Source organism: Alcanivorax sp. HI0044 (assembly GCF_001634945.1).
The window spans coordinates 1-2,848 of sequence record NZ_LWEZ01001420.1 but is presented as its reverse complement, the minus strand read 5'-3'; the positions used below and the strand labels follow the sequence as shown (position 1 = coordinate 2,848).

The window sequence follows — 2,848 nt, the reverse complement described above, 5'->3', positions numbered from 1 at the left end:
TGCAGCGTGCCCTACAGCGGAATATCACGCTCGCTGGCTTTGATGATCTCTTTCTTCAGGTCGTCGTAGCTGTGCACTGCCGGAAACTGCGGAAACTCGGCGATCACGTTGTCTGGGGCATGGAACAGGATGCCCTGCTCGGCTTCACCCAGCATGGTGGTGTCGTTATAGGAATCACCGGCGGAAATGACCCGGTAGTTCAGGCTGTGGAACGCAATAACCGAGGCCCGCTTCGGGTCTTTCTGGCGCAGTTTGTAGTCGGTGATCCGGCCTTTCTCGTCCACTTCCAGGCGATGACAGAACAGGGTCGGCCATCCCAGCTTCTTCATCAGCGGCTTGGCGAACTCGTAGAACGTGTCGGAAAGAATGATCAGCTGGAAGTTCTCACGGGCCCACTCAACGAATTCCTTGGCTCCGTCCATCGGGTCCAGGGTATCGATGACCGCCTGAATGTCGGGCAGGCCGTAGCCATGCTCATCCAGGATTTTCAGGCGCATGCGCATGAGTTCGTCGTAGTCCGGAATATCCCGGGTGGTGGCACGCAGTTCATCGATGCCGGTTTTTTCAGCGAAGTTGATCCAGATTTCAGGGATCAGCACCCCTTCCAGGTCCAGGCACAACAATTCCACGGTGTTTCCCCTTTGGGTTGATAAGGCGCGCACAATGTAGCGGCGCCCCGGGGGCTTTGCAACGGTGACACGCCATGGAAGGGGATGTTTGCAGGCGAACGCGGTGCAAGGGGTTGCCTGTAGGAGCGTGCTAGCACGCGGACCTCGAGCGTTGGCGCGCCGGGCTTTTCGCGGGTAGGCACGCTCCCACAATGGGAATGGGTAACCTGATAATTAGCGGATGGGCAGGTCGATACCCTCAAACAAGGCCTCTCTTTCCTCCCGGTTCGGGGCCTTGATGGCGGCTTCTACCAGCTCCCGGCTCAGATGGGGGGCGAACGCCTCCAGAAAGTCATACATGAAGCCGCGCAGGAAGGTGCCTTTGCGAAAGCCAATGCGGGTGGTGCTGGATTCGAACAGGTGGCTGGCATCCAGCGCCACCAGGCCCTTGTCTTCCACTGCATCCACCGCCATGTGGGCGATGATTCCCACGCCCATGCCCAGGCGGACATAGGTTTTTATCACATCGGCATCTGCCGCGGTGAATACCACTTTCGGGTCCAGACCTTTGTCCACGAAGGCATCATCCAGTTTGCTGCGCCCGGTGAACCCGAATACATAGGTAACGATGGGGTATTCCGCCAGCGCTTCCAGCGTCAGCGGGTTTACGCCGGTGAGCGGATGCCCTTCCGGTACCACCACGGTCCGGTTCCAGCGGTAACAGGGCATCATGATCAGATCGGAAAACAGATCCAGAGCCTCGGTGGCAATAGCAAAATCCACACTGCCGTTGGCTGCCATCTCGGAGATCTGCATGGGCGTACCCTGGTGCATATGCAGCGACACATCCGGAAAAAGCCCGGTGAACTGGTGGATCACCGGCGGCAAGGCATAGCGCGCCTGGGTATGGGTGGTCGCAATACTGAGTTCGCCACGGGATTCATCCCGGAACTCCTGGGAGACGCGGCGAATGGATTCGGTTTGCTGCAGGATTTCACCGGCAATCTGCAGGATAGCCTGCCCGGCCGGGGTGATATGGGTAAGGTGCTTGCCGCTACGGGCAAAAACCTCCACCCCCAGCTCGTCTTCGAGCATGCGGATTTGTTTGCTGATGCCCGGCTGCGAGGTATAGAGCGCCGCTGCGGTGGCTGACACATTCAGGTCGTGGCGGGCCACTTCCCAGATGTAGCGTAGTTGCTGCAGTTTCATCCCTGCCTCCGCATTGAAACCGTAATCGGTTATAAGAATATAATCGATTATTCATTCAACGCATAGATCACCGCGCCTGGTGCTGCGCCGTGAATTCGGTGAAGTGACGGCACAAAGGAAAGTGCCCTTTCAGCGACAAGCCATTGTTACACCAAACATGCAACTTTGCTCAAACCGGTGTCGAGTCTTTCTTTTTATTGGAAATGCCATGGGGGACATGGCCGGCTGCCACATGCTCGGCTGCAGACTCACAATGACCCTGTTGATCATCGAAGAACACATCCGCCCCAAAGGCACGCAGGAACTCTCCTTTGGATAACCCGCCCAGAAACAGGCTTTCGTCCAGGCGAATGTCCCAGTCCCGCAGGGTACGCACCACTCGCTCGTGGGCAGGAGCCCCCCGTGCGGTCACCAGGGCGGTACGGATTGGACAATCCGCCACCGGGAAGCTGTTCTGCAACTGATGCAACGCCGCCAGAAACGGCTTGAAAGGGCCGCCATCCAACGGCTGCCTGGCGGACTGGCGCTCATTCTCGGTGAATGCCTCGAGGCCATCGTTCTGGAAAATCTGTTCCGACTCATCGGAAAACAACACCGCATCACCATCGAAAGCAATGCGCAAGATGCCATCCGGTCGCTGACACTGGCCCCCAGACAAGATCGTCGCCGCCGCATAGCCCGCCTCCAGCACCTGCTGCACATCCCCCGGGTCCGTGGATAAAAACAGGTGCGCGCCAAACGCTGATACATAGCGGTGTGGGCTCTCACCACTGGCAAACGCCGCACGTGTAATAGGCAGCCCATAATGGGCTATGGAGTTAAACACCCGCAGCCCGGTATCCGAGCTGTTGCGCGACAGAAGAATGACTTCGACTCGTCCTTTGCCCTGCTCAAGATCGTTAATCGCCAGAAGCTTCTGCACCAGCGGAAAAGCATCCCCCGGTTCCAGCAAATCATCCTCGTGCTGAACCTGGTAGTCCTGAAAGGCTTCCAGCCCCTCTTCCAGATAAACCCGGTGACTGTCGGAAAGA

3 protein-coding genes are annotated in these 2,848 nt (G+C 57.9%); all 3 read right to left on the bottom strand.

The genetic code is table 11. The features are described 5' to 3' along the window. Window positions 1-11: 11 nt before the first annotated feature. Window positions 12-629 (bottom strand): bifunctional phosphoserine phosphatase/homoserine phosphotransferase ThrH, encoded by a 618-nt coding sequence (gene thrH, locus A3730_RS21030; protein WP_063518596.1) that lies wholly within the window; start codon window positions 627-629, stop codon window positions 12-14. Window positions 630-842: 213 nt separating this feature from the next. Then, entirely contained in the window at window positions 843-1,817 is a 975-nt protein-coding gene (cysB, locus tag A3730_RS21025; RefSeq protein ID WP_063518597.1) for an HTH-type transcriptional regulator CysB, read from the bottom strand. A gap of 169 nt (window positions 1,818-1,986) precedes the next feature. Next, on the bottom strand, window positions 1,987-2,848 hold an 862-nt coding region (locus A3730_RS21020), incomplete at its 5' end, for a 5'-nucleotidase (protein WP_063518557.1).